Source organism: Microbispora sp. H10885 (assembly GCF_014161415.1).
Classification (GTDB): domain Bacteria; phylum Actinomycetota; class Actinomycetes; order Streptosporangiales; family Streptosporangiaceae; genus Microbispora; species Microbispora triticiradicis.
Genome location: NZ_JABBWY010000002.1, coordinates 172926 through 192870 on the forward strand (window position 1 = coordinate 172926; position 19945 = coordinate 192870).

A 19945-nucleotide genomic window follows, 5' to 3' on the forward strand; every position below is an offset into this window, starting at 1 on the left:
CACAAACCCAGTAGGTAATACCAATTTTTCTTACTGTCCGGGTCGGCGCCGTGAGCCGGAGCGCCACCGGAGCCACCGGGCTCCGGTCTCGTGCTCGCCCTCCTCGGGCGCGGCGTCGTCGTCGGGCAGGTCGTACCAGTGGGTGTCACCCGGATAGCGGTCAGGGAGCGCCTCCGCGGCGTTCCCCGGCCCGTCTCCCAGACCGCCTCCCAGACCGTCGCCCACCGCATCTCCCACCGCGTCCCCCAGGGCGCCGGCCGGGACCGTCACGCCGTGACCTTTCCCCGCACCGCCGGCGGCGCCTGCGCAGCCAGCTGTGCGGTCACCTGCGGGGCGACCCTGTCGGCCCATTCGCCGAGGACCCGGTCGAGGTCGGGGATCTCGGACTCCCGCAGCGCCAGGCCGGGGGTGGGCACGAGCGCGCCCAGTTCGACCAGCACGGGACGCAGGTGCAGCTCGACGGCCAGCGAGTGACGGGCGTCGCCCATGACCAGCAGCGGCAGGGCCACCGTCCCGGTCAGCGCGCCACCTGGGAGACGGTCGAGGAACGCCTTGAGCAGCCCGGTGTAGGTGGCCTTGTAGGTCGGGCTCGCCACCACGAGCACACTCGATCCCGCGACCAGTTCCAGCGCCACCTCCACGCTCGGCGAAGGGCCGGGGGTGAACAGGTGCGGCCCGAGCGCGGACAGGTCCACGACCTCGGGCGGCACGCCATACCCGATCCGTGACCCCAGCGCCTCGGCCGCCGCCACCGCCGCGAGGCGCGTGCGGGAGCCACCGCGTGGATTGCCGACCAGTGCCACAAGAGAGCTCATGACGCCACCACGGGAGCGTCAGGACGGGAGTTGCCGTAGACCATGGATGATCCTCCAGAGGAAGAGGGGGCCGGGAGTCCCCGGGTGATCACGAGTGCTCGACGAACCGGCCGAAGCGGCCCTGATGGTAGAGGAGAGGACGCCGCGGCCCGTGCAGGTCGGCCTGGGTGACCAGGCCGACGACGAGGATGTGGTCGCCCATGCCGACCCGCTCGTACGGCAGGCAGATCAGGTGCGCGGAGACGTCCTCCAGCAACGGCGCCCCGAGCGGTCCGGAACGCCACCGGGTCGGTTCGGCGAACCGGTCGGTGCCCTTGCGCGCGAACCGGGCGGCGAGATCGGCCTGGTCGCTGGTCAGCACGTTCACCGCGAAATGGTCCGCCTCACGCAGCGAGGGCCAGGTGGTGGACGCCTGATCCACGTAGAAGGAGACAAGTGGCGGGTCCAGGCTCACCGAGGAGAACGAGGTGGCGGTCAGGCCCACCGGAACCCCCCCGCTCTGCGCTGTGATCACTACGACGCCCGCCGCGTGCACCGCGAGCGCGCGCCTGAAGCCGTCGGCGTTCAGAGCGGGGCCGGGCAGAGTCTGCGTCATGGGACCTCCATGCGTGTTCACCGCTGCCGGGAACCCCCCGTCGCGTGGGCGGAGCAGCGTTACATTCCCTACTAAATTAGTCTGTTTACCCGGTTTTGGGAAGTGCCGTCACGCCTTGGCAGGCAGGCCGGACAGCCGACCGGCGCCGGACCACGCGAGTACGCGTGGCCCGGCGCCGGTGGCGGGGAGATCGGGAGGCGGGAGATCCGGGAGGTCAGGAGTCGCGCCGGCCGGGGGCGCTGATCGGATTGACGCTCCATCCGCCGACGTCGTCGACCCGGATCCGCCAGGTCGCTCCCGGGCCCTGCGGCAGATGGTCTCCGGTCACCGTGAAGGCGTCGACGAGGTGCAGGTAGGCCGGGAGTTCCGGTTCCGGGGCGCTCCCGCCGGCGAGCACGGCGGCATGGCGCTCGCGGCGCTCCCTCGCCTGCTCGGCGACGGGCGTGAAGAAGTCCTCGAGCCCCTCCCCCTCGCCGTTCCCGGCGCGCGATCGGCGGATCTGCGCGACGACCGTGGCGGCGTACTCCTCGGCGGAGACGAGGATGCCGGTGATGACCGCGCCGTTCACGGCGAGGGTGACGCTCATCTGTCCCCTGGCCGTGTCGACGGCGAAGACCAGGGCCTGCAGGACGGGATCTGCTGCGACGTTCATGGAACGCAGATTGCCCCCGGGACGACGGGGCATGCCTCGTCGTCCCGGGTGTCCGCGGGCGGACGCGCCCTGGGCGCGGTGTCAGGCGACCGAGGCCGGGAACCGCTCCCAGACCCGGTGGGCGGCCATCAGCCGCCGCACGCCGGAGAGGACCTCCGTGGCGGAGTCACCGGTCACCACTCCCGGCGCGCCGGTGATCCCGGCCTGCGTGAGCACGGCCGCGCCGGCGCCCCAGGCGCCGATGGCCTTGGCGTGCCGCCAGCACTCGTCGACCAGGAGCGTCACGCGCGGGTCCACCGCGGCGGACCCGTCCGCGCCCGCCTTGGCGTCGCGCGCGGGCAGGGCGTCGGGCGCCGGCGCCGGGGCCGTCGCCAGCAGCAGCGCGTCGAACTCGATCGACCGGGCGGTCGCGAAGGTCCGCTGCACCGGCACGTCGTCCAGCATGCCGCCGTGCGGGGCGATCACCAGCGGCACCATGCCCGCCGCGAACACGGCCGTGCGGAGTTCGCGTACGGCGCCGAGGTCGGCGGCGGCGTCGGCGACGATGCCGACCATGCGGCCATCGGCCGGCCACTCCTTGCCCACCTGCGACAGCGCGGCGCTGGGCGCCGGGTCGGCGAGCGGCAGCGTGGGCTCCGGCACGGGCAGGCCCAGCCCGGTGGCGACCTCGCGGCAGAGCACGGGGTCGATGTTCGCCAGGCACTGGAGCTGGCGTTCCTTGATCGCCTGCTCGTAGCACTTGCCCAGCTCGAAGGTGTAGGCGCGGATGATGTGCTCCTTCTCCACCGGCGACATGCTCAGCCAGAACAGGCGCACCTGGCTGTAGTGGTCGCCGAAGGACGCGGGGTTGGCCCGCACCTTCCGCGCCTGGGCGACCTGGACGGGCGTGTCGGTGAACGCGTTCTCGGCGTCGCCCGCGACGAACGGGTTCCCGCCGTCGAGGGAGTTCGGCCGGTACGGCGCGACCCCCGCGTGGACGGCGTGCTGGTGAAAGCCGTCCCGGAGCATGTCGTTGACCGGGCAGCGCGGGCGGTTGACCGGGATCTGCGCGAAGTTCGGCCCGCCGAGCCGGGTGATCTGGGTGTCGAGGTAGGAGAACAGCCGCGCCTGCAGCAGCGGGTCGTTGGTGACGTCGATGCCCGGCGGCAGGTGGCCGGGATGGAAGGCGACCTGCTCGACCTCCGCGAAGAAGTTCGTCGGCGTCCGGGTGAGCGTCATCCGCCCGATCGCCTGCACCGGCGCGAGCTCCTCGGGCACGATCTTGGTGGGGTCGAGCAGGTCGACCCCCTCGAAGGTCTCGTCCGGCGTGTCCGGGAAGACCTGGATGCCGAGCTCCCACTCGGGAAAGGCGCCGGCCTCGATCGCGTCGTAGAGGTCGCGGCGGTGGAAGTCGGGGTCCATCCCGCCGAGCATCTGTGCCTCCTCCCAGGTCAGGGAGTGCACGCCGAGCTTCGGCTTCCAGTGGAACTTGGCCAGCGCGGTCTCCCCCGCCTCGTTCACGAGCCGGAAGGTGTGGACGCCGAAGCCCTCCATCGTCCGGAAGGAGCGCGGGATCGCGCGGTCGGACATGTTCCACATGGTGTGGTGCTGCGCCTCGGTGTGCAGGGAGACGAAGTCCCAGAACGTGTCGTGCGCGCTCTGCGCCTGGGGGATCTCCCGGTCCGGGTGGGGCTTGCCCGCGTGGATGACGTCGGGGAACTTGATCCCGTCCTGGATGAAGAAGACCGGGATGTTGTTGCCGACGAGGTCGAAGGTGCCCTCGTCGGTGTAGAACTTCGTCGCGAAGCCCCGGGTGTCGCGGACCGTGTCGGCCGAGCCGCGCGAGCCGAGGACGGTGGAGAACCGCACGAAGACGTCGGTCTTCCTGCCCTTCTTGAGGAAACCGGCCTTTGTCACCGTTTCGGCGGTGCCGTACGCCTCGAACACGCCGTGGGCGCCGGCGCCCCGGGCGTGGACGACACGCTCGGGGATGCGCTCGTGGTCGAAGTGGGTGATCTTCTCGCGCAGGTGGTGGTCCTGCAGCAGGGTCGGGCCGCGCTCCCCCGCCTTCAGCGAGTGGTCGGTGTCGCGCAGCCGCGCCCCCTGCGCGGTGGTGAGGTGGGCGCCCTGCTGGGCCTTGGCCGCGGCGGGCGCGCCGGTCTCCGCCCCGGTCGGCGTGACGGTCGCGGGAGCGCCCTGCTCCTTCTTGGGCGGCAGCGGGTCGTGCGGCGTCGTCGGCTCCTTCAGGGGCGCGGGGGCGCTGCCCGGCGAACCGGGAACGTCCGGCGTAAGGAACTCGGCGACCTTCTCGGCGGCGTTCTCCACGACGTCCTTGACGACCTTGGCGGGCTTGCTGGCATCCATGCGGCGCGTTCCTCCCCGAGCGGCGATGAGCAGATTCGCGCGCATACCCGCAGGTGGGGAAGGGAAACCTTCGGCCGCGCCGCCCGGTTCGGCGAAGACGTCCCAGGCGGCCGGATCAACGATCGGCATAAGGGGAGGTCACCGGCCCGCCGAAGGCGACCCCGCGACGGTCCTCGGCCGGCCGCCGGAGACAGCGGACTGCTCCGGCGGCCCGCGCGGCCTGGACGTCCTCCGCGAATCAGGGGCAGCTGTCCTTCACGTGGATCGTGATCGGGTTGGTCTGGGTCACCGTTCCGTCGGATGCCACCAGGTGCGCGGTGTAGGTGCCGACGGGAGCCGGCGCGATCGACACCCCGACGAAACCGTTCACGAGCGTCGGGTCGCTGTTCGATCCCGGGCCGCCGATCAAGCCGCCCATGACGGTGGAACCGGAGGGCAGGTCGCTCAGTCCGAGCGTGATGTTCGCCGACCAGGTTCCGGTGACCTGGGCCAGGAAGTACGTGCCCGGGTGACCGTAGCGCGATGTGACGCACGTCTGCTGATGGATGTCGTTCAGCGTCCACGTCGCCGCCGAGGCCGGCGGGGCACCGGCCAGCGTCAGCGCCAGTCCGGTCGTCAGGCCGAGTGCCAGCCTGACGGCACGATGGGGTGATTTCACAGGGCCTCCTGACTTCTTGTGTCTGGGAGTTGACTGCGCGATCACTGTAATTTACGGTTCAACCTCTTCGGGAGGGGGGTTTCACATACCAAGATTCACCGGCCGGTGCCGCGAAGCCGATCGGGTCCGGCCGGGCGCGGCGGCGCGTCCCACCTCGTCGCCCCCCGTCCGTGCTGGACGATCGCCGGACTTTCGCCGGCACCCCCACAGCCCTGGTCAGATACCGCAACTTATGCAACGAATGCATCACGGTAACCGCTTTCAAATGCCGTGAGCTGCGTGTCCGGAATAATCAGATATGTCGTCCTATGGAACATCAAAATCCTTTCCGTTACAGTTCGCGGGAACCACCAATGGGATCTTCCCCCCACGCCGGCCTCGTACGGAGGCACCGGCCAGGTCCCTGGTCGTCCACCGGCCACGCGCCGGCTCAGGGGAGGAGGTGCCGTAAAGAAAGGGAAACGGCCCGTGACGAGTAGCCGTTTGGCGCGTGGGGGACGCGCTCGACTACGCAGGCTGGGAATCATCACCACTACGGGAGCGATGCTCCTGGGGCTGGCGTCCACCGCGACGGCGGCCACGGCCGACACCGACCCCCGCGTCGGTCTCGGCGCGGGCTGGCTGGACGCCCAGGAGGCCGCCAGCAACGTTCAACTGCTGACCCATCTGGACAAACCGGAAGGGTTCGTCCAGCCTTCCAACCCGGGGAACGCCTCCTACGCCAACTCCGACCTGGCCTTCGCCGGCGACTACGCCTTCTCCGGCAACTACCAGGGTTTCAACATCTACGACATCTCCAACGGCGGCAGCCCCGTCCTGAAGACGTCGGTCATCTGCCCCGGCGGGCAGGGCGACCTGTCGGTGTACGGGAACCTGCTGTTCATGTCGGTTGAGGAGACCCGCGGCCGCGTCGACTGCGGCACGCAGGGCGCGAGCGGCACGGTCAACCCCGACCGGTTCCGCGGCGTGCGCGTCTTCGACATCAGCGACGTCAGCCGGCCGGTGCAGGTCGCGGCGGTGCAGACCTGCCGCGGCTCGCACACCCACTCGCTCGTGACCAGCAAGAACGAGCCGGAGAACGTCTACGTCTACGTCTCCGGCACGGCGGGCGTGCGCTCGGGTCAGGAGCTCGCGGGCTGCGCCAACACCGCGGCGGACGACCCCGAAACCTCGCTGTGGAGGATCGAGGTCATCCGGGTGCCGCTGGCCGCCCCGCAGAACGCGGCGGTCGTCAGCCGGCCCCGGCTGTTCGCCGACCCGGCCACCGGGGCGATCGACGGGCTGCAGAACACCCCACCCACCCAGCAGCACCCGTCGGGCACCAACTGGTCGCCGCGGCCGGTCACCAACCACTGCCACGACATCACGGCGTACCCGGAGATCGGGCTGGCCGCCGGAGCCTGCGCGGGCAACGGCATCCTGATCGACATCTCCGACCCGTCGAACCCGAAGCGGCTGGACGCGGTCTCGGACCCGAACTACGCCTACTGGCACTCCGCCACCTTCAACAACGACGGCACCAAGGTCGTCTTCACCGACGAGTGGGGCGGCGGCTCGGGCGCGCGGTGCCGGGTCACCGACGAGCCGTCGTGGGGCGCCAACGCCATCTACGACATCGTCGGCGGCAAGCTGCAGTTCCGCAGCTACTACAAGCTCCCCGCGCCGCAGACGACCACGGAGAACTGCGTCGCGCACAACGGCTCGCTGGTCCCGGTCCCCGGGCGCGACATCATGGTCCAGGCCTGGTACCAGGGCGGGCTGTCGGCGTTCGACTTCACCGACTCCCGCAACCCGAAGGAGATCGCCTTCTTCGACCGCGGCCCGATCAACGCCACGTCGCTGGCGCTCGGCGGATACTGGTCGGCCTACTGGTACAACGGCCACATCTACGGCAACGAGATCGCCCGCGGCTTCGACGCCTTCAAGCTGACGCCGAGCCAGTTCCTCGACCAGGCCGAGATCGACGCGGCCGCGAGCGTGCGGCTCGGCAAGTTCAACACCCAGGCCCAGCCGAAGCTGACCTGGGAGCCGAGCTTCGACCTCGTCCGGGCGCGCTACGCTCAGGCGCTGCGCACGGGCAAGATGAGCAAGGGCACCGCCACCTCGGTGAAGACGGCGATCGACCTGGCCGAGCAGCTCAGCCGCAAGTCCCAGTGGCAGGCCGCCTCGGCGCTGCTGCTGGGTGCCGCCACGCTGCCGCTGAAGAAGTCGGACCCGGAGCAGGCCGCGCTGATCCAGGCGCTCAAGGACCTCGCCAAGGCCCTGATCGCCAAGCAGCCGGCCGACAGGACCGCCCCGGTGACGAGCGTGACGACCGACCCGGCGCGGCCGGCCGGCGGCTGGTTCACCGGTCAGGTCAAGGTCACGCTGACCGCCGCCGACGAGGCGAAGGGCAGCGGGCTCGACCGCACCGAGTACAGGCTGGACGGCGGCGCCTGGACGCGGTACGCCGCTCCGGTCGTCCTGTCCGGCGACGGCGCGCACGCGCTGGCGTACCGCTCGGCCGACAAGGCCGGCAACGTGGAGGAGATCAGGACCGTCACGGCCAGGATCGACGCCACGGCGCCGGTCACGACCTCGACGGTCCCGCCGGCGAACGACGGCGGCGAGCACGACGGCGACGTGCAGGTGACCCTGTCCGCGACGGACGAGACGTCCGGCACGGCGCGCACCGAGTACGCGCTGGACGCCGGCGACTGGACGCCGTACACCGGCCCGGTCACCGTCTCCGGCCCGGGCGAGCACGAGCTGCGGTACCGCTCGGCCGACAAGGCCGGCAACGTGGAGGAGGCCAAGGCGGTCAAGCTGACCATCGCCACGCCCGCTCCGCGCGTCCCGCTGACCGTGACCGCCTCCTCCCGCTGCGTGGGGACGTCGGCGTACGTGGCGGTCACGGCCGTCAACGACGCCGAGGTGCCGGCGACCGTGACCCTGACGACCCCGTACGGCGCCAAGACCGTCGAGGGCGTGGCCCCGGCCAAGCAGGCCTACCAGTCCTTCAACACGCGGGCCGGGCAGCTCGCGGCGGGCACGGTGACCGTCACCGGGACCGCGACGATCGGTGGCAAGCAGGGCACCACCTCGTACGAGGCCGCCTACAACGCGATCAGCTGCGCCTGACCGCACCCGTGTAACCCCTCAATAGAACAGAAGCGGGGCCGGCCGAATCGGCCGGCCCCGCTTTTATTGGGGGTCGAAGGTCACTCCGCGATCAGACGCGGGTCCACTTCTGGTTGTTGCCGCCGGTGCACGACCAGATCTGCACCTTCGTGCCGTTGGCCGTGCCGCTGCTCGCCACGTCCAGACACTTGTTCGCCCCGACCGCGGTGATCGTGCCGTCGGAGTTCAGGCGCCACTTCTGGTTGTTCTGGCCGTTGCAGTCCCAGATGATGACCGCGGTGCCGTCCGCCGTGCCCGCGCCGTTCACGTCCAGGCACTTGTTGCCGTAGACGCGCAGCTCGGACGCGCTGGTGGAGGTCCACTTCTGGTTGTTCCCGCCGTTGCAGTCCCAGATCAGCACCGTGGCGCCGTTGGTCTGCGAGGCGCCGTTCACGTCCAGGCACCGGCCCGACGCCACACCCCGCAGCGAGTTCGTCCAACCCGCGGGCGGGGTCGGCGACGCGGACGGAGAAGCGGACGGCGAGACGGAGGGCGACGGCGACGGAGAGGGCGAGGAGGTGCCCCCGTCCTGGCCGACACCCTTGCCGTTGAAGGTCAGCGAGTCGAAGTCGAACGAGTTCGCCGTCGACCCCTTGAACACGACGTAGAGGTCGCCGGTGCCACCCGGGTTGGTGACCGCCACCGACGGGAGGGAGACGTAGTTGTTCCATCCCCCGGTCGACGGCACCGAGCTGGAGGCGACGAGCGTCCCGGTCGGCGAGCCGGCGTGCAGCTCGATGGAGGCCCCGGTGCTGGACGGCGCCGACACGCGGAAGGACACCGAGTCGATCCCCGACAGGTTGACCGGCGTGTAGGAGATCCAGTCACCGTTGGAGATGTCACCGACGCGCCTGCCGCCCTCGGCGCCGGCCTCGTCGACGACCCGGATGCCGCTGGAGCCGTTGTAGTGCTCGGCCTGCTTGTGCTTGGGCTGCAGGGTGATGCCGGCGTTGCCCTTCAGGCCGCCCTTGTCGGTGTAGTCCGCGCCCAGGACGTAGTAGACGTTGGCCGCCTCGTCGTGACCCGAGGCGGTCGTCGTGACCGTCCCGGAGCACCCGGTGAACTGGCCGGTGTCGTGGGCGTGCTGGTCGTGGCCGAGCGCGGTGAACACGTTGACCTTGGAGCAGTCGACGGTGCCGTCCTCGGGGTCGGTGACGTTGACCGTGTAGGACACCCGGTCGCCGAAGTTGATGAACCCGCCGTCCGGCGGCGCCGAGAAGACGACCTTGGGACGGGTGTTGCCGACGGCGATGGTCAGCGTGATGCTGCCCGTCTTCCCGCTCGCGTCCCGTACGGTCAGCTTGGCGGTGTAGGTGCCGTTGGTGTTGTAGGTCTTCGTCGGGTTGGCCGCGGTGGAGGTGGTGCCGTCGCCGAAGTCCCAGCTGTAGGTGATCGCGTCGCCGTCGGGGTCGGACGAGCCGGCCGAGGAGAACGCGACCGTCAGCGGCGCGGCGCCCGAGTCGGGGTTGGCGCTCGCCTTGGCGATCGGGGCGCGGTTGCCGACGACGTAGTCGATCCGGTAGATGGCGTCGTCGGTGTTGGCGTGGCCGAAGCCGTTGCCCCAGTCGGCCATGTAGAGCGCGCCGTCCGGGCCGAACTTCATGTCGATCGGCGCGTGCGGGGCGATGTTCGCCACGAACGGGTTGATCTTCAGGAGGTTGCCCGAGGAGTCGAGGCGCATCTCCTTGACGAAGTTGCGGCTCCACTCGTACAGGAAGGTCGAGCCGTCGAAGTACTCGGGGAACTTGCGGTCGGAGGCGCTGGTCGCGTCGTAGCGGTAGAACGGGCCGCCCATGGGGGCCGCGCCGCCACAGCAGTTGATCTCAGGGAACTCCGCCGAGGCGTGGTAGTTGTACCAGACGGTCGCGGGCTTGGCGGCCGGCAGGTTGGTCAGGCCGGTGTTGTTGGGCGAGTCGTTGACCGGCGCCGAGCAGTTGAACTTCGCCCCCGAGGTGTTGGTGGAGAAGTTGAAGTCGTTGAACGGCGTGTTGTTACCGGTGCAGTACGGCCAGCCGTAGAAACCGGGCTGCTTGATCAGGTTCCACTCGACCGTGCCCTCGGGGCCGCGGTTGGAGTTGGCGCTGCCCGCGTCCGGGCCGTAGTCGCCCACCGAGAGCCAGCCGGTGACCTTGTCGACCGCGAAGCGGAACGCGTTGCGGAAGCCCATCGCGTAGATCTCGGGCCGCGTCTTGGCCGTGCCCGGCGCGAACATGTTGCCGGACGGGATCGTATAGGTGCCGTCGGACTCGGGGTGGATGCGCAGGATCTTGCCGCGCAGGTCGTTGGTGTTGGCCGCGGACCGCTGGGCGTCGTAGTGCTCCCGGCCCGGCCGCTCGTCGATCGGGGCGTAGCCGCTGGATGCGTTGGGGTTGGTGTCGTCACCAGGGGCGATGTAGAGGTTGCCGCCCGGGCCGAACGCGATGTAGCCGCCGGTGTGACCCGGCTCGTCGACGTTGCGGAACGCCGGAACCTCGATGATCTTCTTCTCGCTGCTCAGGTCGAGGCTGGTGCCGTTGAAGGTGAACCGGGACACCCGGTTCACCTCACCGCCGTTGGACGGCGAGTAGTTGATGTAGATCCAGCCGTTGTTGGCGAAGTTCGGGTCGAGCGCGATCCCGATGCCGCCGTCCTCGCCGCCATCGTACACGGACAGGGTGCCGATGACGCGAGTGCTGCCTCCGCCCGCGGGGATCAGGTTGACCTTGCCCGAGCGCGAGATGTAGAAGACCCGGCCGTCGGCCGCCACGTCCAGCTCCATCGGCTGGTCCGGCGCGCCGTCGAGGGTCACCTTCTGGAAGCGGGCCGTGATCGTGCCGCCGCAGTCGCCGGGCTCCGCGCCCGCCGCCCACTTCACCGCGCCCAGCAGGTGCTGCTTGAACAGCGGCTCCGAGTAGGAGGACGCGTTGTGGCCCATCGCGGTGGCCCACACCCGGCCGCCCTCCGGGTTGTGACACCAGGAGATCGGGTGGTCGGCGCCCATCTTGTACGAGCCCGCGTCATAGGTGGTCTCGTCCGCGGTCACCAGCACGTGCACCGAGCCGCGCATGTTCTTGTCGAAGTTGTACCACTCCTCGGTGCGGGTCCACCGGTCCGGCAGGCCCTTGGTCGAGGGGTGGACCTTGTCGGCGACCTTGGCGGTGCCCTGCACGATCGACGAGTGCTGCGTCATGTGCGCGCCGGCCAGCACGGTCTGGTCCCACCAGGGGAACTGCGACTCGATGTTCATGTCGACGGCGTTGTGGATCGCCACGACGCCGCGGCCGCTGCGCACGTAGGCCTGCATGGCCTGACGCTGCGCGTCGGTGTCCCACACCATGCCCGACGTCTGGAGCATGATCACCGCGTCGTAGTTGTTGAGGTTCGACGTGGTGAAGACGGAGGAGTTCTCGCTCGCGTCCAGCTGGAAGTTGTTGTCCGTCGCCAGCTGCTGGAACATCGCGATACCGGCGGAGATGGAGTCGTGCCGGTAGGCGCCGCTCGCGGTCTTGCTGAACAGCAGCACCTTGAACTGTGGCGCCGCCGCGTGTGCCACCAGTGGCACCGCGGACAGCAGCAGCCCCAGCATGGCCGCGGCCAGTGCGGGGATCAGGCGTGATCTTCGCATGAAGGATCTCCTGGGGGGTTACCGGAAGGGGTCGGAGTTGCGGGGGGTCGTGGGGTTCTCCAGTCGCGTCCTCCGGTCAGGTCGTGAGGGTGCGGAGGAAGGCGAGGCCGTCGGTGGCGAGGGCGTCCTGGCTGGGGGCCAGGGGACGCCAGACGGACGCCGCGGTGGCGATGGTCTTGTTGTCGGCGGTGAAGGACTCGATCACGAGCGGGCCGGCGTAGCCCACGTCGCGGACGGCCGCGGCGAAGCCCGGCCAGTCGAAGTGGTCGGCGCCCGGGGCCCCGCGGTCGGTCCCGCACACCTGGAGGTGCGCGATCCTGCCGCCCGCCAGGCGGACGGCCGCGAGGGGGTCCTTCTCCTCGATGTTCAGGTGGTAGGTGTCGAGGGCGAGCCCGCACTCCTCCGGGAGGGCGTCGAGTGCCTGCTCCACCGTGTTGATGACGCTGGTCTCGTACCGGTTGAGCGGTTCGACGCCGATCCTGATCCCGCGTTCGGCCGCGTACGCGACGACCGGTTTCAGGTTCTCCCGCAGCTCGCCGTAGATCGCGCGCCGCTCGTCCGGGCTCATCCGCCAGGCCCGGCCGACCGAGGCGTACGCGGGCCCGCTGACCGCCGGCGCGCCCACGGTCACCGCCACGTCCACGCAGTGCCGCAGGTAGTCCTGGGTCTCCCGGACGACCTGCGGCGAGGCGTCGACGAGTTCGCGTCCCGGCGGCATCGTGAGCACGACCGACGCGCCGAGCCCGAGCCCGTCCAGGAGGGCCGCCGCCCGCTCCGGGTCCCAGTCTCCGGGATGCTCGACCGGCAGTTCGACGACGTCGAACCCCCAGTCCGCGATCCTCGGCGCGAGGCGGGCCAGGGCCTCGTCGGTGAGCGGCGAGACCCAGACCCAGGTGTTCACCCCGATCACGACGTGCCGCCCCACTTCTCGGGGTAGCCGGGCAGGTCCTCGCAGCCGCAGAGGGCGTAGTGCAGCGGCGGCATGCCGGGCTTGAGGTAGGTGGCGAGGTTCTCCTGGGTGATCGCCGGCTGCGGCAGGTTCCAGACCTTCGGCACCTGCTCGCCCTTCAGGATCTTGAGCGCCGCGATGACGGGGGTGCGCCACTGGTACGTCGGGTAGGTCGGCGCGATCGCGGTCAGCTTCGCGTCGCTCCACTTCTTCAGGAAGTCCTGCTGGTCCTCGCCGTTGATCGGCGGCACGGGCTGGCCCGCGTCCTCGAACGCCTCGACGGCCGCGACGGCGGTGGCGCCCGCGTCCATCCAGACTCCGTCGAGCTTGCCGTACCGCTGGATGTAGTCGCTGACCACGCTCTTGGTCTTCGCGGCGTCGCCGTCGGTGAACTCCACGCCGACGACCTGGAGGTCGCTCTTGTCGAACGCCACCTTGGCCGCCGACCACCGGGTCTCCAGCACGTCCACGCCGGGCAGGATGCGCAGCGCCAGGATCTTCCCGCCGGCCGGCACCTTGTCGACGAGGAACTCGGCCGCCGCGGCACCGAAGGCGTAGCCGCCGATCGGCTTGATGAAGGTCACCGGGCAGTCGGTCTGGACGCCCCGGTCGAACACGATGACCGGCACCTTCGGGCAGGCCCCGGACACCGCGGGGGTCAGCGTGGCCGTGGTGTTGGGCGAGACGATCAGCGCGTCGCAGCCCTTCCCCGTCAGTTCCGCGATGTCGGAGATCTGCTTGTCGTCCTTGCCCTCGGCGTCCAGGGCGGTGAACTTCGTGATCTCCTTGTGCTGGGCGACCTCCGCCTGCATGGTCTTCCAGCCGACCTGCCGCCACGGGTTGTCGACCGCGGCGTTGGAGAAGCACAGGTGGTACGGCCCGGCCTTCTTGTACTCGGCGGTGTCGATGAGCTGGGGATCGATGCTCTGCTCCCACGGCTTGTCCGACGGGCCGGTCGGCTGGGCCTTGCGCATCGCCATCTGGGCGTCGTAGTCGGCCTGCACGAAGAACTTCGACTGCTCCCCGGTGCCCTTGTCCGCCGGTCCGGCGGATCCGGCGGGCGCCCCGGAAGGCGCCGCGGAGGCGGAGGGCGCGGGTTTGTCGCTGGTGCACGCCGCCACCGGCAGCGTCAGCACGGCGAGCGCGGCGGCGGCGAGGAACCGCCGCGAATATGAAAGCATCGTCTTCCTTCCCTTATGAGGCAGCCGCGGCTCTCGCGCGTGGGAAGCGCACGGCTCCCAGCGCCACCGCGGCGATGATGATCACGCCCTGTACGGCCGGCTCCAGCGCCCCCGAGATGCCGTACAGGTTGAGCAGGGTGAACAGCGCCTCCAGAGTGAAGGCGCCCGCCATCGCGGCGGCCACGGAACCGCGACCGCCTCCGAGGGCCACGCCACCGAGCACCACAGCGGTGATGGCCTGGAACTCCAGGCCCTTGCCGACCTGCGCGGACACTCCCGCGAAGCCGCCGAGCAGGATCGCGGCGACCGCCGCGGACAGCCCGGAGATCATGAACGCCACCGTCCGGACCCGGGCGACCCGGACCCCGGACAGCGCAGCGGCGCGGTCGTTGTCCCCGGCCGCGACGAGCGTGTGGCCGAACCGGGCGCGCGTCGCCCAGACTGCGGCCGCCGCCACCACGACGAGGATCAGGACCGACCAGGGCACCGGGCCGAGGCTCCCCCGGCCCAGCTGGCGGAACTGCTCGGACAGCGCGCCCCGGGGCGAACCGCCCGTCCAGAGGAAGACCGCTCCCGACAGGATCAGCAGCATGCCGAGCGTCGTGATGAACGACGGGACGCGGAGCAGGGTGGTGACGGCCCCGTTGACCAGCCCGACAATCAGCCCGAACGCGATCATCAGGGCCAGCACGGGCCAGGTCGCCTCCGCCGAGCCGTCGATGAGCCGGGCGGCGATCACCACCTCGGCGGTGACGAGGGAGCCGACCGACAGGTCGAACTCGCCGGACACGATGACGAAGTACTGCCCGGCCGCGAGGATCACCAGCGGCGCGGCCCGTTTGACGAAGGCGAGGAAGGCGGGCGGCTCCAGGAAGTACGGGTTGACGACCGCGATCGCGACCAGCAGCCCGGCCAGCACCACGAAGATCGGTAGCGCTCGTCTCATCTGGTCCGCCTTCCGCGGGCGTAGATCGCCAGGGCGGCCACCAGGATCACGCCCCGTACGACGTCCTTGGCGAAGGAGTTGACCTCAAGCTGGTTGAAGATGCTGTCGAGGACGGCCAGGAGCAGGACTCCGCCGACGGTCCCGGCCACCCCGCCGCGGCCTCCGGCCAGCGCGGTCCCGCCGAGCACCACCGCCGCGATCGACTCCAGGTCGTACCCGCCGTCGGTGCCGACCGTCGGCGCGCCCGCCCCGAGCCGGGAGGCGAGCAGCAGCCCGGCGATCCCGGCGCAGACCGAGCAGAGCACGTGGGCGATGACCACCACCCGCTCGGTGCGCACCCCGGAGAGGCGCGCCACCTCGGCGTCCCCGCCCACGGCGTAGATCCGGTAGCCCAGCCGGGTCCGGCTGAGCAGGAGCCACGCGCCCGCCGCCACCGCGGCCCACAGCAGCGCCGACACCGGCAGCGGCCCGATCCGGTCGTACCCGAGATGCTGGAAGGACTCGGGCACGCTGCCGGCCGGTCCGTCGTACCGCGCGTCCAGCGCGCCCCTGACGACCAGCGCGACCCCGAGGGTGGCGATGAAGGCGTGCACCCGGAGCCGGGTGACGATCAGGCCGTTCACCAGCCCGATCAGCGCGCTCACCGCCAGCGCCGCGGCGACCGCGGCCGGGACTCCTGTGTCGGCGCCCGCCATGATCTCGGCGGTGACCAGCGAGGTCAGGCTGATCAGGTAGGCGACCGAGAGGTCCAGGCTGCCGGCCAGGATCACCAGCGTCTGGCCGACCGCGACGATGCCCAGCGCCGCCGACCGCTGCTGGATGCCGACGATGTTCTCCTGGGCGAGGAACGTCCCGCCGTCCAGGGCGAAGACCAGCCAGCCGAGCACGACGAGCAGGACCAGCGCGACGTAGACGGGCCGCGCGGGCCGGTCGGCCGAGATTCTGCGGAGCAAGGAGCCTCCGGCGGGCACGCGCCCGAGTTTCAGCTGCTGGGTCATGACGCGGCCGCCAGGCGCATCACGGCCTCCTCGGTGGAGCCCGCGGGCAGCTCTCCGACGAGGCGGCCGTCCCGCAGCACCACGATGCGGTCGCTCATGCCGATGAGCTCGGGCAGCTCGGAGGAGATCATCAGGACGGCCATGCCGTCCCGGGCGAGCTCACGCATCAGGTCGTGGATGGCGGCCTTGGCGCCGACGTCGACGCCGCGGGTGGGTTCGTCGAACAGCAGCACGCGCGGCGCCACCGTCATCCACTTGGCCAGCACGACCTTCTGCTGGTTGCCCCCGGACAGCAGCCGGACCTCCTGGGCGGGCCGGGGCGGGCTGAGCCGCACGCGTTCGAGCAGCCGCTCGACCCCGGTGCGAGGCGCTCCGGTGGCCCGGGCGACGAGCAGGGCGTTGTCGCGCACCCGCTGGTTGGGCAGGAGCCCCTCGGCCTTGCGGTCCTCGGTGACCAGGCCGATCCCCGCGGCGATGCCCTCGCGGACCGAGCGGGGACGGCGGGGCGTCATCTCGCCGCTGGTGAAGGGCTCCGCGCCGAACAGCGCCTTGGCCAGCTCGGTGCGGCCCGAGCCCTGCAGCCCGGCCACCCCCACGATCTCCCCGGCGCGCAGGTCGAGATCGATGTCGTGGAGCCGGGCGTTGCCGCCGCCGCGTACGCTCAGGATCACCTCTCCGGGTGGTCCGGCCGCGCGGGGCGGATAGTACGAGTCGAGCTCCCGGCCGACCATCAGACGGACCAGGCCCGCGGTGTCCAGGCTCGACGCCTCCGCGGTGGTGACCCGGGCGCCGTCCTTGAGCACGGTGATCCGGTCGGCGAGGTCGAAGATCTCGCGGAGCCGGTGGGAGACGTAGAGGACCGCGATGCCGCGCGCGGTGAGCCGCCGCACCAGCGTGTAGAGCAGTTCCACCTCGTGGTCGGCGAGAGGGGCGGTCGGCTCGTCCATCACCACGATCCGGGCGTTCAGCGACAGCGCCTTGGCGATCTCGACGACCTGCTGCCGCGCGACCGAGAGCCGCCGGACGAGATCGCGCGGCCCGAACGACTCCTCGCCGAGAGACTTCAGCAGCTCGTCGGTCGCCGACTCCATCGCCGCCCGGTCGACCAGTCCCCGCCGGACGGGCTCCCGGCCGAGGAAGACGTTCTCGGCGACCGTCCGCTCCGGCAGCAGGGTGAGCTCCTGATAGATGATCGCCACCCCGGCCCGCTGCGCCTCGATCGGATGCCCGAACGTCACGCTCCGGCCGTCGATCTCGATCGTCCCCTCGTCCGGCGCGTGTACGCCGGCGAGGATCTTCATGAGCGTCGACTTGCCCGCGCCGTTCTCCCCCACCACCGCGTGGACCTCGCCGGCGGACACCTCCAGGTCGACACCGCCGAGCACCCGGACGCCCAGGAAGCTCTTGCCGATGCCGGTCATCCTCAGCACGCGGCCCGCCCTCCGGGACGTCGTGCCGGGCCGGCCGGGACGAGCCCCCGCGCCGTAGGGGGTGGGGAGTCATGCACGGGGATCTCCTAAACGGGGGGCGGGACTCGTGCCGAGCCGGGCGCGCGGTTCACCCGGCCGGCCGCCGGGGAGGAGGACCTGGCGGCCGGCCGGTGCGCGTTCCGCTCCGGTGGACGGCGGGTGACTCGGGAAGGGATTCAGCCTGGTCACAGGGAGCGGACGAACCGATTCGGGAAGAAAATAGGTCTACCAAACTTCTGTTGTCAAGCACGCTTATTTTCGTGCCATGGAGACTTCTTCTCCCGTTCTGCACCAGAGTTTCGCCACCTTCCTGCGGAAGTTGCCCTTTCACAGGACAATGACCGTGTCATGGCGACCGAGGACCCTCCACTCCACAGCCATCGGAGATCTTCCGTCCAGGGTCGTGGACGAAATGAGTATGAAACTTTCACGCTCATGTCGAGGCCGTGCCGGACCCCTTTTCATACCTGCGGACCCACCCTCGGGGCGAACAGCCGCGTGCTCCTGACATGGGAAAAGGGACTCCTGGCACCATCGGGAGAAAATCCCCCGAATCAGCACATGCCTCCGCCTTACCAAAAAATCGGCGCGGCCCCCATCAGGACCGCGCCGAAAATCAGGCCGGGTGCGGCGAGGCGGAGGAGGCCTCCGCATATCCCGCCGCTCCCCGGATGGGACTGATGGCGTCAGACGCGAGTCCACTTCTGGTTGTTCTGACCGTTACATGTGTAAATCTGGGCCTTTGTGCCGTTGGCGGTGCCGCTGACATCCAGGCACTTGTTCGCGCCGACGGCGGTGATGCTGCCGTCGGAGTTGAAGCGCCACTTCTGGTTGTTCTGGCCGTTGCAGTCCCAGATGATGACCGCGGTGCCGTTGGCGGTGCCGCCGCCGTTGACGTCGAGGCACTTGTTGCCGTAGACCCGCAGCTCAGTGGCGCTGGTGGAGGTCCACTTCTGGTTGTTCCCGCCGTTGCAGTCCCAGATCAGCACCGTCGCGCCGTTCGACTGCGAGGCGCCGTTGACGTCCAGGCACCGGCCCGACGCCACACCCCGCAGCGCGGTCGTGCTCGTCGTGGGCGGGGTCGGCGACGCGGACGGAGAAGCGGACGGCGAGGGGGACGGGGAGGGCGAGGGGGACTGCGACGGGCCGCTCAGTTCCTTGATGCGGATGTTCCGGTAGGCCACCACGTTGCCGGACCCGTGGTTCTGGATGCCGATGTATCCCTGCTGCAGGGATCGCGCCGGGTTCGTATTGGTGAAGTCGTTGATCTTGCTGCCGTTCAGGAAGACCTGCAGCCGCTCGCCCTCGACGAGCAGTTCGTAGGTGTTCCACTGACCCGGCGGGTTCAGCGCCGCGTCACGTGCGGCGATGTCGGCCGACTTGACGCCGTAGATCGCCCCGGTCGTCTTGTCCGCGGTGTCGGTGGCGTCGATCTGGACCTCGTACCCCGTGTCGAGGGCCGTCTGGGGGTCGCTGGTGGCCGGGAACCCGACGATCACGCCGGAGTTGGAGTCGCCGGTCATCCTCCAGTCGAGCTTGAGGGAGTAGGAGCCGAACTCCTTGGCGTTGTACCACAGCATGCCCATGCCGCCCTGGGAGGTCAGCGTGGCGTCGCTGTTGGTGAACGAGCCGGGCCCGGCCTGCGTCCAGCCGGAGGTCGACCCGTTGTACAGGGTCGTGTAGCCGGTCTCCGGACGGCAGTCGGCGTTCGTGGCCTTGGCCGCGTAGCGGATGCCGCCGAGCAGCAGGGTGCGGAAGTTGGAATCGGCGTACGACTCCTGGGTGTGCCCGAGACCGGTGTAGAACGACCGGCCGGACGCCTGCGGGTGGCACCAGGTGACCGGGTGGTCGCCCATGTTCCCGCCGCTGTAGCTGCTCTCGTTCAGGCTCTGCAGCACGTGCACGTTGGCGCGCGGGTTGGTGCGGTAGTTGTACCACTCGTCGGTGCGCGTCCAGGTCTGGCCGAGATGGGCGGTGGCCGCGTGCGCGCGGTCCTCCTCCTTGAGGGTGGCCTGCTGGATCGCCGGGTGGTCCTTGAACCAGGCGCCCATCAGCTGCCCGTAGTAGGGCCAGTCGTACTCGGTGTCGGACGCCGAGTGCACGCCGACGTAACCGCCTCCGCCGTCGACGTACGACTGGAAGGCGGTCTGCTGGGTGGCGTTGAGGACGTCGCCGGTGGTGCTGAGGAACACCACGGCCTTGTACTGCGCGAGGTTGCCCGACGTGAACGCGTTCGCGTCCTCCGTGGCGTCCACGGCGAAGTCGTTGGCGGCGCCGAGTTCACGGATGGCCTGGATGCCGGCGGGGATGGAGTCGTGCCGGAACGCGGCCGTCTTCGAGAACACCAGCACCTTGAAGGCGGCGGCCTGGGCGTGGGTGGCGGGGACCACCATCGCGGCGGCGGCGGTGGTGAACGCCACCGCGGTCGCCGACAGGCGTCGCAGCACCGACGCCTTCCGGTCGCCTCCCGCACCGCGCCCGGGCGCGGCGGGGGTCAGATGTCGCAGCATGGATGTCCTTTCGTCGCGGCGCCCGGCGCGGTCCCCGTCCCTCCTCGTCGAGGGCGGGGCCGTGCC

Annotated in this window: 14 protein-coding genes; 1 reads left to right on the forward strand and 13 read right to left on the reverse strand. The window is 70.3% G+C overall.

Annotated features, from left to right (window positions below; translation table 11 throughout):
- Positions 1 to 30 precede the first annotated feature (30 nt).
- The 6 genes from HHX37_RS05855 to HHX37_RS05880 form a co-directional block, all read right to left on the reverse strand.
- The gene (locus HHX37_RS05855) at positions 31 to 270 is read right to left on the reverse strand and encodes a hypothetical protein (RefSeq protein WP_182884764.1); all 240 of its coding nucleotides are present in this window, start codon (positions 268 to 270) and stop codon (positions 31 to 33) included.
- On the reverse strand, positions 267 to 815 hold the full coding sequence (locus tag HHX37_RS05860) for an NADPH-dependent FMN reductase (RefSeq protein ID WP_182884765.1): 549 nt from the start codon (positions 813 to 815) through the stop codon (positions 267 to 269). Before HHX37_RS05860 ends, HHX37_RS05855 begins: the two co-directional genes overlap by 4 nt.
- Positions 816 to 903: 88 nt before the next feature.
- Positions 904 to 1410: a flavin reductase family protein gene (locus tag HHX37_RS05865; protein ID WP_111700195.1), complete on the reverse strand. Its 507-nt coding sequence runs from the start codon at positions 1408 to 1410 to the stop codon at positions 904 to 906.
- A 214-nt stretch (positions 1411 to 1624) separates the two neighbouring features.
- Positions 1625 to 2062: a hypothetical protein gene (locus HHX37_RS05870; protein WP_182880262.1), complete on the reverse strand. Its 438-nt coding sequence runs from the start codon at positions 2060 to 2062 to the stop codon at positions 1625 to 1627.
- A gap of 81 nt (positions 2063 to 2143) precedes the next feature.
- Positions 2144 to 4405 carry a catalase gene (locus HHX37_RS05875; RefSeq protein ID WP_182884766.1) on the reverse strand — a complete coding sequence of 754 codons (2262 nt, stop codon included), beginning with the start codon at positions 4403 to 4405 and terminating at the stop codon, positions 2144 to 2146.
- A 238-nt stretch (positions 4406 to 4643) separates the two neighbouring features.
- Positions 4644 to 5063: a DUF5980 family protein gene (locus HHX37_RS05880; protein WP_111700198.1), complete on the reverse strand. Its 420-nt coding sequence runs from the start codon at positions 5061 to 5063 to the stop codon at positions 4644 to 4646.
- Between the two features lie 543 nt (positions 5064 to 5606).
- Between HHX37_RS05880 and HHX37_RS05885 the strand changes: the two genes are divergently transcribed.
- Complete coding sequence (locus HHX37_RS05885) at positions 5607 to 8183, forward strand: LVIVD repeat-containing protein (RefSeq protein WP_182884767.1); 2577 nt, start codon at positions 5607 to 5609, stop codon at positions 8181 to 8183.
- Positions 8184 to 8274: 91 nt separating this feature from the next.
- On the opposite strand, the gene HHX37_RS05890 is transcribed toward HHX37_RS05885, so the two are convergent.
- The 7 genes from HHX37_RS05890 to HHX37_RS05920 all read right to left on the reverse strand — a co-directional run bounded on the left by HHX37_RS05890 (position 8275) and on the right by HHX37_RS05920 (position 19879).
- A complete protein-coding gene (locus tag HHX37_RS05890) occupies positions 8275 to 11826 on the reverse strand; it encodes a lectin (RefSeq protein WP_182884768.1) in 3552 nt (1183 codons plus the stop codon).
- A gap of 76 nt (positions 11827 to 11902) precedes the next feature.
- The gene (locus HHX37_RS05895; protein WP_182884769.1) at positions 11903 to 12736 is read right to left on the reverse strand and encodes a sugar phosphate isomerase/epimerase family protein; all 834 of its coding nucleotides are present in this window, start codon (positions 12734 to 12736) and stop codon (positions 11903 to 11905) included.
- Positions 12733 to 13956 carry a substrate-binding domain-containing protein gene (locus HHX37_RS05900; RefSeq protein WP_182884770.1) on the reverse strand — a complete coding sequence of 408 codons (1224 nt, stop codon included), beginning with the start codon at positions 13954 to 13956 and terminating at the stop codon, positions 12733 to 12735. Before HHX37_RS05900 ends, HHX37_RS05895 begins: the two co-directional genes overlap by 4 nt.
- 13 nt (positions 13957 to 13969) lie before the next feature.
- Complete coding sequence (locus HHX37_RS05905; RefSeq protein WP_182880256.1) at positions 13970 to 14902, reverse strand: ABC transporter permease; 933 nt, start codon at positions 14900 to 14902, stop codon at positions 13970 to 13972.
- A complete protein-coding gene (locus HHX37_RS05910; protein WP_259406251.1) occupies positions 14899 to 15855 on the reverse strand; it encodes an ABC transporter permease in 957 nt (318 codons plus the stop codon). Before HHX37_RS05910 ends, HHX37_RS05905 begins: the two co-directional genes overlap by 4 nt.
- A gap of 41 nt (positions 15856 to 15896) precedes the next feature.
- Positions 15897 to 17321 (reverse strand): sugar ABC transporter ATP-binding protein, encoded by a 1425-nt coding sequence (locus HHX37_RS05915; RefSeq protein WP_208758890.1) that lies wholly within the window; start codon positions 17319 to 17321, stop codon positions 15897 to 15899.
- Positions 17322 to 18055: 734 nt separating this feature from the next.
- The gene (locus HHX37_RS05920; RefSeq protein ID WP_182880254.1) at positions 18056 to 19879 is read right to left on the reverse strand and encodes a ThuA domain-containing protein; all 1824 of its coding nucleotides are present in this window, start codon (positions 19877 to 19879) and stop codon (positions 18056 to 18058) included.
- Positions 19880 to 19945 lie beyond the last annotated feature (66 nt).